Genomic DNA, 12,716 nt, shown 5'->3' with positions numbered 1-12,716 from the left:
CGCCTGGAAGGCAAGCTGGAGAAGCATCCCGGCCAGCTGACGCGCGCCTGTGTCGAGCTGGCCAAGGATTGGCGCACCGACCGCTACCTGCGCCGGCTCGAAGCCATGATGGCGGTGGCCGACAAGGACGTGTCGCTGGTGCTGACCGGCCAGGGCGACGTGCTCGAGCCCGAGGACGGCATCATCGCCATCGGCTCGGGCGGCAATTACGCGCTGTCGGCCGCCCGCGCGCTGATCGACACCGATTTGGACGCCGAGGCCATCGCGCGCAAGGCCATGAAGATCGCCGCCGACATCTGCGTCTATACCAACACCAACGTCGTGGTGGAGAGTCTCTGACATGTCCGCTTCCTTCTCGCCGCGCGAGATCGTCTCCGAACTCGACCGCTACATCGTCGGCCAGAACGACGCCAAGCGCGCGGTCGCCATCGCGCTGCGCAACCGCTGGCGCAGGCAGCAGCTGCCGGAAGGCTTGCGGGAAGAGGTGCTGCCCAAGAACATCCTGATGATCGGCCCGACCGGCGTCGGCAAGACGGAGATCGCCCGCCGCCTCGCCAAGCTGGCCCAGGCTCCCTTCCTGAAGGTGGAGGCGACCAAGTTCACCGAGGTCGGCTATGTCGGCCGCGACGTGGAGCAGATCATCCGCGATCTGGTGGAGGCCGCCATCGGCCTGACCCGCGAGCGCCTGCGCAAGGAGGTCGCCGCCAAGGCCGAGTTGCGCGCCGAGGAACGCGTGCTCGACGCGCTCTGCGGCGACAGCGCCAGTGCCGACACGCGGGCCAAGTTCCGCAAGATGCTGCGCGAGGGCACGCTGAACGACAAGGAGATCGAGGTTCAGGTCGCCGACACCGGGGCCGGCAACATGCCGACCTTCGACATTCCCGGCATGCCGGGCGCCCAGATGGGCATGCTGAACCTGAACGACATGTTCGGCAAGATGATGGGCGGCCGCACCAAGACCCGCCGCATGACGGTGTCCGAGAGCCACGGCGTGCTGATGGCCGAGGAGTCCGACAAGCTGCTGGACCAGGAGAAGGTGGTGGCGGAGGCGATCCGCGCGGTCGAGCAGAACGGCATCGTTTTCCTCGACGAGATCGACAAGATCTCCGCCCGGTCCGACGCGCGCGGCGCCGACGTCAGCCGCGAGGGCGTTCAGCGCGACCTGCTGCCGCTGATCGAGGGCACGACGGTGTCGACCAAGCACGGCCCGGTGAAGACCGACCACATCCTGTTCATCGCGTCGGGCGCCTTCCACATCGCCAAGCCGTCGGACCTTCTGCCCGAACTGCAGGGCCGCCTGCCGATCCGCGTCGAGCTGAAGGCTCTGAGCCAGGACGACTTCAAGCGCATCCTGACCGAACCGGAAGCCAGCCTGATCCGCCAGTACAAGGCGCTGATGAAGACGGAGGAGGTCGATCTGGTCTTCACCGACGACAGCATCGACGAGTTGGCCCGGCTGGCTGCGGAGATCAACAGCTCGGTCGAGAACATCGGCGCGCGGCGCCTGCACACGGTGCTGGAACGACTGCTGGAAGAGATCAGCTTCGCCGCCAGCGACCGCGCCGGCGAGACGATCACCATCGACGCCGCCCTGGTGCGCGAGCGGGTCGGCGGTTTGGCGAAGAACGCCGACCTGTCGAAGTTCATTCTGTGAGGGTGTGGGGCTTTGCGACGTTAGACCCCCACCTTGATCCTCCCCCGCTGGGCGGGGGAGGAGATCAAGTGCTGTAGCGAAAGAGCGGCGGCAGTCCCTCCCCCGCCCAGCTCTCGCACAAAGCTATGCTTTGTGCTGACGCGGCAGGCGGACCAAAGGTCCGCTGAGAGCGGGGGAGGTTAGGTGGGGGTCCAACTTCCCATTGAAGCCCCTGCTTCACGTGAAACATTCCCCCTACCCGCCTGCAGCCACCTTCACACTCTTCGGCAGCAGCAGCGCGTAAGTGCCGCGGCTCTTCATTACGCCCGCCTTCTGCTCCGCCTCCGCCCCGTGGCCCCAGAAGACGTCGCCGCGCACCGGACCGCGGATGGCGCCGCCGGTGTCCTGGGCGACCAGCAGCCGCTGCAGCCGCTGCCGGCCGTCCAGCGGGTCCTCGGCATCCAGCCAGACCGGCGCCCCATAGGGCATGAACTTGGAGTCCACCGCCAGACTGCGGCCCGGCGTCAGGGCCACGCCCTGGGCGCCGTTGGGACCGTCGCCGCTCAGCGGCTGGAAGAAGACGTAGGACGGGTTGACGTTCATCACCCCCGCCGCCTGATCGGGATTGGCAAGCAGCCAAGCGCGGATGGTCTGGAGCGAGACCTCCTCCCGCTTCAGTGCGCCGCGGTCGATCAGCTCCTTGCCGATGGCGACGTACTTATGGCCGTTCTGGGCGGCGTAGCCGACGCGCATCTCGCTGCCGCCATTGCCTTCATTGGTCAGCCGGATCCGGCCCGACCCCTGGATTTGTAGGAAGAAGGCGCCGATCGGATCCTTCACCCAGACCAGTTCCAGCCCCTTGCCCTTGAGAGAGCCGGCGACGATGGCGGCGCGGTCCTCATAAGGCTTCAGCCGGCCGTTCACCACCCGGCCGGCGGTGCGTTCCCCCCGCCAGCGGTCGGAGAAGTCGCCGAGATCGACAATCACCAGATCCGGCGGCTGGCGGTAGAGCGGCACGGGATAGGCCGGATCCGGCCGGCGGCTGCCCTCCAGTTCGGCTTCGTAATAGCCGGTGAACAGCCCCTCGCGCGTGCCGTTGTTGCCGGCGGCGTAGGGGGTGAAGTTGGCTTCGAAGAAGGCGCGGGCGGCATCGTCGCCGGGCGGCAGATCCGCCAGTTGGGCGCAAGGGCCCTGCCAGTCGCCGATGGTGCCGGCCACCCCGTTCGGCCCGACCGGGCGGTCCGCCGGCTGGGTCCTGAAGCGGGCACAGGAGCGGGCGAGCGCCGGGATCGCCTGGGCGACCGGATCGGTCCGCCAGCCCGGAAGCTCGGCGAAGGTCAGCGGCGCCAGGGTCAGGACATCGGGCGGCGGCTCGGCCTCCTCCCGCTTCGCTTCGTCCTTCGGCGTGCAGGCCGAAAACAGCAACGCCACCGCCCCGAAGAGGGCGATGGCGCTGAAACCGGTCCGATGACGGGTGTTCATTACAGGCGGACGTCCGATCACTGAACCGGCCGCACCTCGACCAGCGACCAGTTCGGATCGCGTGAGCGGATGTTGCGGGCGAAGGTCCAGACGTCGACGTTCTCCACCAGCGCCTTGGGATCGCCGTCGATGACGGTGCCGTCGCGGTCGCGCACCACATTGACCTGATCGGTGACCAGGCGGACGGTGACGAAGGCGGTCCGGCCGGCATCCAGCCTGGCTTCCACCACCTCGGCCTCACGCACGAACTCGATGCGGGCCTCGTGCTGCTCGCCGGCAGCCTGACGGTCGCGGATGACGCGGGCGAAGCTCTCGTACACATCGTCGGCCAGCAGCGGGCGAAGCGTTGCGGTGTCTCCGCGGGCGAAGGCATCGACGATCATGGCGAAAGCGGCCTTGGACCCTTCCAGGAAATGCTTTTCGTCGAAGGTCGGGTCGGCGGCACGGAGCTGGTCGATGGAGGCGGCCAGCGACAGCGGCTCGTCCGGAGAGACTGCGACATCAGGACGCGGCCGATTGCGCTCCGGCAGGGGCACGACATTGTCGGGCTTCGCAGTGCTGGGGGCGGGGGTGAACGGGTTGGGGCGCTGCCGCTCCTCCCCCGTCCGTCGGCCCAGGACGCTGCGCAGCCGATAAACGAGGAAGGCCGCGATCATCGCGAAGATCACGATCTCGATGAACACGAACCCATCTCCCATCATCTGTTCCTTCCAACGACTTAAGCGAATTGACCTGCGGAAGCGGCCTTGAGACGGCGGATCCGGCGACGGATCCGATGAAAGATCCGGCTGCGACCGCGGCGTCACCGCCGGCCCCACCCCTGGACCTTGCGGATGGGCGGCATTACGTGTTGCTTGCCCGTCAGAAACCGCCATCCCGGATGGAGCCGCCGGCCTTTCGACCGGACGACCTATCCAAACCTAGATAGGGGCAGCGAGCCCGAAGAGCAAGGACACCATGAATCCCCTGCTGTTGATCCTTCTTCTGCCGATCCTGGAGATCGTCGGATTCATCCAGGTCGGCGACTGGATCGGCGCCGGGCCGACCATCGGGCTTCTCGCCCTGTCGGCGGTGGTGGGCGTGCTGCTGGTCCGCCACCGGGGCCTGTCGTCGCTGACCCGTGCGCAGGCCGCGGCGGCCCGCGGCGAGGCGCCGATCGGCACGGTGCTGGACGGCTTCTGCGCCGTGCTGGCCGGCATCCTGCTGATCATCCCCGGCTTCCTGACCGACATTCTGGGACTGGTCCTGCTGATCGGTCCGCTGCGCCGCGGCATCGGCCGCTGGCTGCTCGGCCGCATCGGCGCCGGCATGCCGGTCTTCACCATGGGCGGGACCACCGCCAGCGGACGGCCCGGCTTCGGAAGCGGTGGTTTCGGCGGCACGACGGACCGTGGTTTCGGCGAGCCGGGCTTCGGACCCGGCGATGCCCGCCGCGCCGATGATCCCTTCCGTCCCGCACCCGGCGTGATCGACGTGGATTACCGCGACGTCACGCCCGGCGAGGGTGGAACGGGCGATGGGAAGGACGATGCCGACGCGACGCGGCTGACCGATTCCCAATGGGGGAAGCACCGCCCGGATGAGCGGCGCTGAGCCGCAGGATTGCAGGCGGTTTCCGTTGGCAGGACGGCCGATCCGTGATAGCCAGCCCATTGGGCGAAGGCACAACCGTCGCGAACCAAACCCTGTCACCTCACATCCGGGTCGGCCTGCCGCCCCTGCCCTGTTCCAAGCCGGAACCCGGGCCGGGAGGAAGGCCGGCGATTAGGAGTCCGTTATGTCCGATCAGATGAGCAACGGCGCCGAGCAGCAGCAGGCGTCCTCGCTGCCGATGCATGTCCTCGCGCAGTATGTGAAGGACCTCTCGTTCGAGAACCCCAACGCCCCGCAGAGCCTGCTGCCCAACCAGCCGCAGCCGCAGGTGAACATCGGCGTCGACGTCCAGGGTCAGAAGGTCGGCGAGGACATCTACGAGCTGACGCTGAACCTGCGTTGCGAAGCCCGCCAGGGCGAGTCCGTGGCCTTCCTGGTCGAGCTGTCCTATGGCGCCCTGTTCCAGTTCCCCGGCCTGCCGGAAGAGCATCACCGCCCGGTCCTGATGATCGAAGGCGCCCGGATGATCTTCCCGTTCGCCCGCGCCATCGTCTCCAGCGCGACCCGCGAAGGCGGCTTCCCGCCGCTGATGATCAACCCGATCGACTTCGCCGAGCTGTACCACCGCCAGTCGGCCCAGCAGGCCGAGCAGCCGCAGCAGCCCCCGTTCTGATCAGGGTTTCCGATCCCAGGCGGATCGGACGGAGTCGAAAAGAAAAGGGCGGGTGGCCGAAAGGCCCCCGCCCTTTTTCATGCTCTTCTTCGAAACCCCCGGCTTTTCCCGGCCATTCCCCCTCTCCCCGAGGGGGAGAGGGGATCCATTCCAGCGTCAGGAGATCTGCCAGGACCCGGGTCCGGTCCTTACTGGTTCATGCTTTCGAAGAACTCGTTGTTCGACTTGGTGTGCTTCAGCTTGTCGACCAAGAAGTCGACCGCGTCGGTCACGCCCATCGGCATCAGGATGCGGCGCAGGATCCACATCTTCGACATGGTGCCCTTGTCGACCAGCAGCTCCTCCTTGCGGGTGCCCGACTTGGAGATGTCGATGGCCGGGAAGGTGCGCTTGTCGGAGAGCTTGCGGTCCAGCACGATCTCGGAGTTGCCGGTGCCCTTGAACTCTTCGAAGATCACCTCGTCCATGCGGCTGCCGGTGTCGATCAGCGCGGTGGCGATGATGGTGAGCGACCCGCCCTCTTCCACGTTGCGGGCGGCGCCGAAGAAGCGCTTGGGCCGCTGCAGGGCGTTGGCGTCGACGCCGCCGGTCAGCACCTTGCCGGAGCTCGGCACCACCGTGTTGTAGGCGCGGGCCAGACGGGTGATGCTGTCCAGCAGGATCACCACGTCGCGCTTGTGCTCGACCAGACGCTTGGCCTTCTCGATCACCATTTCGGCGACCTGGACGTGGCGGGTGGCCGGCTCGTCGAAGGTGGAGCTGATGACCTCGCCGCGGACCGAGCGGGCCATGTCCGTCACTTCTTCCGGACGCTCGTCGATCAGGAGGACGATCAGGTAGGCTTCGGGGTGGTTGGTGGCGACCGAGTGGGCGATGTTCTGCAGCATCACCGTCTTGCCGGTGCGCGGCGGCGCCACGATCAGCCCGCGCTGCCCCTTGCCGAGCGGCGCCACCAAGTCGACGATGCGGCCGGTGAGGTTCTTCTTGGTGGGGTCCTCGACCTCCATCCGGATGCGTTCTTCCGGATAGAGCGGCGTCAGGTTGTCGAAGTTGATGCGGTGACGGACCTTGTCCGGCGTGTCGAAATTGATGGTGTTGACCTTCAGCAGGGCGAAGTAGCGCTCACCGTCCTTGGGCGAGCGGATCTGCCCTTCCACCGTGTCGCCGGTGCGCAGGCCGAAGCGGCGCACCTGGCTGGGACTGACGTAAATGTCGTCGGGACCCGGCAGATAGTTGGCTTCCGGCGAGCGCAGGAAACCGAACCCGTCCTGCAGCACCTCCAAAACGCCGTCGCCGAAGATCGGAATGTCGTTCTCGGCCAGCTGCTTCAGGATCGCGAACATCATGTCCTGCTTGCGCAGCGTGCTCGCGTTCTCGATCTGCAGCTCCTCCGCGAACGCCAGCAGTTCGGCGGGGCTTTTGCACTTCAGCTCTTGGAGATGCATCGGATTGCCTGTGAAATCGTCATGCGGGGGAGGTGACCCTAAGGGGATGGGAAGTGCCTGGAACCCCGGCGGACGGCGGTTGGAGGCGGCGGGAGCCGCAACGCGGTCGCGTCGGGTGGGCAGCGGGTGGCGCTTTGACGATCGCGCGCCAGGGCGTCCGGAAAATGGTCGCACAGGAGCGGGTCGCCAGCCACCAGGCCCGGCTCAAGAACAGAGCGTCGGATCGGCAGATGTGGGCGTGGGAGGCCGCGGGGCGAAAACCCCGTGGTCCTGACATGGTTATCGGATCGGCGGGCGCAAGTCAAACGAAAGCGAAACCCGCGCCGGTCGCGGATTCCGCTTTTTCCGGGGTGTGGAAGACTGTTCGATCACGTACCGCCGGTCAGAAGGGCTTCACGATGACGAAGATGACGATGCCGATCATCAGCAGGGTCGGCACCTCGTTGGCGATGCGGTAGAAGCGCTGCGGGCGCGTGTTGCGGTCCTCGGCGAATTCCCGGCGCCACTTGGCCATCATCATGTGGCTTGCGGTCAGCAGCAGGACGAACAACAGCTTGGCATGCAGCCAGCCTTGCTTCATCCATTCCGGCGTCAGCACGATCATGGCGATGCCGAACACGTACGCCGCGATCATCGCCGGGTTCATGATGGCGCGCAGCAGGCGGCGTTCCATCACCTTGAAGCGTTCCGACGTGTCGGATCCGGCCGGCACCTCGCAGTGGTAGACGAACAGGCGCGGCAGGTAGAGCAGCCCCGCCATCCAGGCGATGATGCTGATGACGTGCAGCGCCTTGATCCATTCGTACAGCACCGGGCGTGTCCCCTCTTTCTTTGCGGTTCGGCCGTTGCGGTTCAGCGCCGCGCCTGCGGGCAGCCGGGGAAGTTGGACGGGCAGATCCGGTCGCCGTTCTGGGCGCAGACCGCCGCCTTTCCTGCAACCATCTGCCGCACCAGCCGGGCCAGCCCGTCGATGAAGCCGGGATGCACCCCCACCGTCGGCACGCGGGTGAAGTGCGGAACCCCGGCTTCCTTGGCCAGATGGCGGTATTCGATCTCGATCTCCACCAGCGTCTCGGAATGCTCCGACACGAAGGCCATCGGCACCACCAGGATCGGCACGCCGTCCTGGCCGGCGCGGCGGATCTCGGCGTCGGTGCTGGGGCCGATCCATTCCATCGGGCCGACGCGGCTCTGGTAGCAGTTCACCCAATCCAGATGCTCGATGCCCAGCGCCGCGGCGATGGATTCGGCCGTACGCTCGCACTGCCACTGATAGGGGTCGCCGGAGGTCACCACCTTCTTCGGCAGCCCGTGGGCGGAGAACAGGACACGCGGCGTACCGTGCGCCTCGGCGGCCTCGTACAGCGGACGGATCAGATCGGCCGACGCGTCGATGAAGCCGGCCTGGGTCGGGTAGCAGCACAGCAGCCGGGTCGGTGCCGTCAGCCCGACGGTCTTCGCCGCCTCGTGCCAGACCTTGGCGCTGGACGCTGTGGTGGTGGTGGAGAATTGCGGGTAGAGCGGCAACAGAACGACCAGATCCGGGTCGTATTCCTTCACCCGGGCCGCTGTCTCGGCGCTCATCGGGTGCCAGTAGCGCATGGCGATGAAGACCTTGGCCTCCGTGCCATCCGCGGCCGGATCTGCCCCCGGATCCGCCCCAAGCGCCGCCTCCAGCGCCGCGGCCTGGGCCTCAGTGTTCTCCAGCAGCGGCGACTTGCCGCCCAGCTGGGCATAGATCTCCGTCGCCGGCTTCGCCCGCCGCCCGCTGATCAGGCTGGCGATCAGGAAGCGGAACGGATTCGGCAGCCGGATGATGGCCGGATCCGCGAACAGGTTGAACAGGAAGGGCCGCACCGCCTCAGGCGCGTCGGGACCGCCGAGGTTGAACAGCACGACGGCCACGCGGCGCGGCCGGCCGCCGGGAACGGATTGCGAGGCGGATGTCTGGGGAGGTTGCTGGCTCATGGTGCCCGCTAAACTGGAGCGTCGCCGCGCTTGTGTCCAGACCCCCGCCGTCGCTTTTTCAACCCTTTGGCACCTGCCGCCGGAAAAGCCGTCAGCCGCGGTCCGGCCACTCGCGCAGGATCCGGGTCAGCGCCGCCACATGATCGGGCGGGGTGGACTGGATTACGCCATGACCCAGGTTGAACACGAAGGGCCGGTCGGCCAACGCCTCCAGGATGCCGCGGGTCGCCGTCTCCAGCGCCTTGCCGCCGGTGGCCAGCATGATCGGATCGAGGTTCCCCTGCACCGGCAGCCGCGTCTGCAGATTGCGCGCCGCCCATACCGGCGAGACGGTGGTGTCGAGCCCGACGGCATCGACGCCGGCATCGGCGACATAGTCCTCATAGGCGTGACCGGCCCCGCGCGGGAAGCCGATGATCGGCGTGTTCGGGTGCTTGGCCTTCACCAGTGCGACAATCCGCCGCGTCGGCTCGATCACCCAGCGGCGGAATTCGCCGACCGGCAGAACGCCGGCCCAGCTGTCGAACAGCTGCACCGTTTCCGCCCCCGCCTCGATCTGGCGGCAGAGATAGTCGGCGGTGACCTCCACGATCAGGTCGATCAGCTGACCGAATCCCACCGGGTCGCCGTAGGCCCAGCGCTTGACGTGCGCATACTCCTTCGACCCCGCTCCTTCGACCATGTAGCAGGCAATGGTCCAGGGAGCCCCCGCAAAGCCGATCAGCGTCGTATCCTGGGGGATCGCGGTGGAGAGCCGGCGCACCGTCTCGTAGACCGGCGCCAGCGTCTCGTGGAAGCGGTCGCGCGACAGGCGCTTCAGGTCCTGGACGTTGCGGACCGGATCCAGCTTCGGTCCCTCCCCTTCCAGATAGGCCAGCGGCTGGCCCAGGGCGTGCGGCACCACCAGGATGTCGGAGAACAGAATCGCCGCGTCCATGCCGTAGCGGCGCAGCGGCTGCAAGGTCACTTCGACCGCGAAGTCGGGATTGTAGCAGAGGTCGAGGAAGCTGCCCGCCTTCGCCCGCAGTTCCCGGTACTCCGGCAGATAACGTCCGGCCTGACGCATAAGCCAGAAGGGCGGACGCGTCCGCACCTCTCCCGCCAGAGCGGCGAGCATCGGCTTCAGCGGGGATTTCGGATTCTGGATGGCGGAGCTGGAATCGGACAAGGCGGTGCGTTCCCCTGAATGCTGATCTCGATTCCGCGATTCCAACACGGAACCGGACGCGGAATCTCGGACGGGTTTATCCCCTCTTCTTCACTATATTTTTTAAAGGGAGAAAGGAAGAGGATGAGGTGGATGGCTGTGGATAACGGTGATCCCCGGGCAGCGCGAATCTATCCACAGATCCGGGGGCTTGTGCGGGCATGTGCGCGGATCTGTGGACGATTCGGAGCACTACCCCGGGAAACGGCGGAAATGCTATAGCTGGACGAACGGGAGTCCCGTGGATAACAGCGCGGGCGGGGCCGGATCTTCCCAGCTTCCGAAGCGGTCGGCGGAGTTGTCCTCCCCTTGGCCGTATCGGGGAGGAGGAGTTCCCCGGTCGGGATGAAACGCAGGCGGATCCGGTTGTCCACAGATCTGGGCCGGGTTCTCCACAGAATGTTGGGGACGGATGAAAGAGTTCCACCTACATCTCGTGTCCGATGCGACGGGCGAGACCATCAACAGCGTGGCGCGCGCCTGCGTCATCCAGTTCGACGACGTCCGGCCGATCGAGCATTTCTGGAATCTGGTGCGGACCGACCGCCAGCTCGACCTTGTCCTGGAGGGGATCCGGGACAATCACGGGCTGGTGATGTTCACGCTGGTCGACGAGACGCTGCGCCGCCGCCTGCAGGATTTCTGCCGCGAGATGCAGGTGCCCTGCATCCCCGTGCTCGATCCGCTGATCAATGCACTCGCCGCCTTCCTGGGCGTGGAATCGCAGCGTCAGCCCGGCCGCCAGCATGTCCTGGACGCCGAGTATTTCAGCCGCATCGATGCGGTCGACTTCGCCCTGTCGCACGACGACGGCCAGTCGAACTGGGACCTGCACGAGGCCGATGTGGTGCTGATCGGCGTGTCGCGCAGCTCCAAGACGCCGACCTGCATCTATCTGGCCAACCGCGGCATCAAGGCGGCCAACATCCCGCTGGTGCCCGGCAGCCCGTTGCCCGCCGAGGTCGATTTGCTGACCCGGCCGCTGATCGTCGGGCTGACCAAGGACCCCGACCGGCTGGTTCAGATTCGCCGCAACCGGCTGAAGCTGCTCAACCAGGGCGAAGGCTCCAGCTATGCCGATCCCGAGTTGGTGCGCTCCGAGGTTCAGGAGGCGCGACGCCTGTTCAGCCGGCGCGGCTGGCCGGTGATCGACGTCTCCCGCCGCTCCATCGAGGAGACGGCCGCCGAGATCATGATGCTGCTGGCCCGGCGCCAGAGCGCCAATTTCAGCCCCGAAGGAAAGAAGACGTGAGCGCGCCCCTGCTGGTGCTTGCGTCCGGCTCGCGCACGCGGGCGGCGATGCTGGAGCAGGCCGGCGTCAGCGCCATCCTCGACAAGCCTCTGGTCGACGAGGACGAGGTGAAGGCCGCCGGCCGGGCGGAGGGCGTGCCGGCCGATGCCGTCGCCGAGGCCCTGGCCGAGCTGAAGGCCCAGCGCATCACCCGTCGCCATCCCGGCGCTCTGGTGGTCGGCGCCGACCAGATGCTGGAATGCGAGGGGCGCTGGTTCGACAAGCCCGCCGACCGCGCCGCGGCACGTGCGCAGCTTCTGGACCTGCGCGGCAGGACCCACCGGCTGGTCAGCTGTGCCGTGGTGGTGCGCGACGGCGAGCGGATGTGGCACAAGATCGACAGCGCCCGCCTGACCATGCGCAACTTCTCCGAATCCTTCCTCGACGACTATCTCGACCGGGTCGGCGACGACGTGCTGCATTCCGTTGGCGCTTACCAGCTGGAAGGGTTGGGGGCGCAGCTGTTCCAGCGGGTCGAAGGCGACTTCTTCACCATCCTCGGGTTGCCGCTCCTGCCGCTGCTCGGGTTTCTGCGCGTGCATGGGGTTGGCAAGGAATGACGGCGGTCGATTCAATCAGCGGCAAGGCAAAGGTCGCCGGCGTGATGGGCTGGCCGATCGGTCATTCGCGGTCCCCCCGGCTGCATGGATTCTGGCTGCGGCAGTATGGGATCGACGGCGCCTATGTGCCGCTGGCGGTGGCGCCGGAGCGCGCCGAACAGGCCATCCGCGCCCTGCCCGCTCTGGGCTTTCGCGGCTGCAACGTCACCGTCCCGCTGAAGGAGATCGCCTTTCGCACCGTCGACCGGCTGGACGAGACTGCCTGGCGCATGGGTGCGGTCAACACCATCGTGGTGGCGGCGGACGGCGCGCTGGAGGGCGGCAACACCGACGGTTTCGGCTTCATCGAGAACCTGCGCGCCGAGCAGCCGGGTTGGACGGCGGAACGCGGTCCGGCGGTCGTGATCGGTGCCGGGGGTGCCGCCCGTGCGGTGGTGGTCGCCCTGCTCGATGCCGGCGCGCCGGAGGTCCGCCTGGTCAACCGCACCCGTGCCCGTGCCGAGGATTTGGCGGCGGATCTGGCCGCGGTGGGGCTTGCCGGCGGCGTGACGGTGGTCGATTGGGTTTCACGTGAAACGGCTCTCGACGGTGCCGCGCTGCTGGTCAACACAACCACCCAGGGCATGGCGGGCCAGCCGGCGCTGGACCTGCCTTTGCGCGCCCTGCCCGTCCCGGCGGTCGTCAACGACATCGTCTATGTGCCGCTGGAAACCCCGCTGCTGGCCGAGGCCAGGGCGCGCGGCAATGCGGTGGCCGGCGGTGTCGGCATGCTGCTGCATCAGGCGCGCCCCGGCTTCAAGGCCTGGTTCGGCGTCGAGCCGCAGGTGACGGCGGAACTGACGCGCTTCGTGCTGGAAGGTTGAG

General features: G+C 67.2%; 13 protein-coding genes. 7 read left to right on the top strand and 6 right to left on the bottom strand.

The features are described 5' to 3' along the window. Both hslV and hslU read left to right on the top strand, forming a co-directional pair. Positions 1-339 (top strand): ATP-dependent protease subunit HslV (gene hslV / locus VD964_RS08990; RefSeq protein WP_324867717.1); only part of this gene is annotated, 339 nt, incomplete at its 5' end. Position 340: 1 nt separating this feature from the next. Next, a complete protein-coding gene (gene hslU / locus VD964_RS08985) occupies positions 341-1,654 on the top strand; it encodes an ATP-dependent protease ATPase subunit HslU (protein WP_324867715.1) in 1,314 nt (437 codons plus the stop codon). A 234-nt stretch (positions 1,655-1,888) separates the two neighbouring features. Here the strand turns inward: hslU and VD964_RS08980 are convergent, their stop codons facing one another. Further along, positions 1,889-3,115 carry a murein transglycosylase A gene (locus tag VD964_RS08980; protein WP_324867713.1) on the bottom strand — a complete coding sequence of 409 codons (1,227 nt, stop codon included), beginning with the start codon at positions 3,113-3,115 and terminating at the stop codon, positions 1,889-1,891. Positions 3,116-3,132: 17 nt separating this feature from the next. Further along, complete coding sequence (locus VD964_RS08975) at positions 3,133-3,813, bottom strand: Tim44/TimA family putative adaptor protein (protein WP_324867723.1); 681 nt, start codon at positions 3,811-3,813, stop codon at positions 3,133-3,135. Between the two features lie 259 nt (positions 3,814-4,072). Between VD964_RS08975 and VD964_RS08970 the strand changes: the two genes are divergently transcribed. Together VD964_RS08970 and secB are read left to right on the top strand one after the other, a co-directional pair. Then, positions 4,073-4,708, top strand: coding sequence for an FxsA family protein (locus tag VD964_RS08970; RefSeq protein WP_324867711.1), 636 nt, complete (start codon positions 4,073-4,075; stop codon positions 4,706-4,708). A 184-nt stretch (positions 4,709-4,892) separates the two neighbouring features. Then, a complete protein-coding gene (secB, locus tag VD964_RS08965; protein ID WP_324867709.1) occupies positions 4,893-5,381 on the top strand; it encodes a protein-export chaperone SecB in 489 nt (162 codons plus the stop codon). 188 nt (positions 5,382-5,569) lie between these two features. Here the strand turns inward: secB and rho are convergent, their stop codons facing one another. The 4 genes from rho to hemE form a co-directional block, all read right to left on the bottom strand. Next, entirely contained in the window at positions 5,570-6,826 is a 1,257-nt protein-coding gene (rho, locus tag VD964_RS08960) for a transcription termination factor Rho (RefSeq protein ID WP_085086916.1), read from the bottom strand. A gap of 382 nt (positions 6,827-7,208) precedes the next feature. Continuing rightward, a complete protein-coding gene (hemJ, locus tag VD964_RS08955; protein ID WP_324867703.1) occupies positions 7,209-7,637 on the bottom strand; it encodes a protoporphyrinogen oxidase HemJ in 429 nt (142 codons plus the stop codon). Positions 7,638-7,678: 41 nt separating this feature from the next. Next, the gene (hemH, locus tag VD964_RS08950) at positions 7,679-8,794 is read right to left on the bottom strand and encodes a ferrochelatase (protein WP_324867701.1); all 1,116 of its coding nucleotides are present in this window, start codon (positions 8,792-8,794) and stop codon (positions 7,679-7,681) included. A 91-nt stretch (positions 8,795-8,885) separates the two neighbouring features. Beyond that, positions 8,886-9,911 (bottom strand): uroporphyrinogen decarboxylase, encoded by a 1,026-nt coding sequence (gene hemE / locus VD964_RS08945; protein ID WP_324867721.1) that lies wholly within the window; start codon positions 9,909-9,911, stop codon positions 8,886-8,888. Between the two features lie 502 nt (positions 9,912-10,413). Here hemE and VD964_RS08940 point away from each other — a divergent pair. The 3 genes from VD964_RS08940 to VD964_RS08930 are packed head-to-tail and all read left to right on the top strand — an operon-like array spanning position 10,414 to position 12,715. Further along, a complete protein-coding gene (locus tag VD964_RS08940) occupies positions 10,414-11,253 on the top strand; it encodes a pyruvate, water dikinase regulatory protein (RefSeq protein WP_098740894.1) in 840 nt (279 codons plus the stop codon). Next, a complete protein-coding gene (locus VD964_RS08935) occupies positions 11,250-11,852 on the top strand; it encodes a nucleoside triphosphate pyrophosphatase (RefSeq protein WP_324867697.1) in 603 nt (200 codons plus the stop codon). The genes VD964_RS08940 and VD964_RS08935 overlap by 4 nt, the downstream gene beginning before the upstream one ends. After that, positions 11,849-12,715 carry a shikimate dehydrogenase gene (locus VD964_RS08930; protein ID WP_324867695.1) on the top strand — a complete coding sequence of 289 codons (867 nt, stop codon included), beginning with the start codon at positions 11,849-11,851 and terminating at the stop codon, positions 12,713-12,715. The genes VD964_RS08935 and VD964_RS08930 overlap by 4 nt, the downstream gene beginning before the upstream one ends. The last annotated feature ends 1 nt before the right edge of the window (position 12,716 follow it).

The sequence above is a fragment of the Azospirillum sp. genome, assembly GCF_035628975.1.
Lineage (GTDB): Bacteria > Pseudomonadota > Alphaproteobacteria > Azospirillales > Azospirillaceae > Azospirillum.
Note: the sequence above shows the minus strand (reverse complement) of the source record. Positions and strands in the feature narration are given on the sequence as shown.